Consider the following 247-nt stretch of genomic DNA (forward strand, 5'->3'; position numbering starts at 1 on the left):
GAAATGGGGCCTGGTCATCGCATTGCTTGCCACTCTCGCCGGCGCCCATAGACTTGGTTGGACACGCCGGCAGGTCGAGGCGCGCGACGAGGCGCGTGCCCATCTGGTCGAAAGGGACAGCCTGACGAATGCTTACTCCCGCTATCGCGTCATGGAGCTTCTTGAAGAGAAGCTAAAACGAATCCGCAGCCAACAGGTGGCCGGCCGGGCGCCGGGCGAATTCACGTTGATGCTGATCGATGTTGAT

Annotated in this window: 1 protein-coding gene; it reads left to right on the top strand. The window is 60.7% G+C overall.

Annotated elements, in window-relative coordinates:
- Positions 1-247: hypothetical protein (locus ACPYOJ_RS36205; RefSeq protein ID WP_481420510.1), on the top strand; the 247-nt coding region annotated here is incomplete at both ends.

This window comes from Rhizobium sp. SVR5-9E, assembly GCF_056755095.1.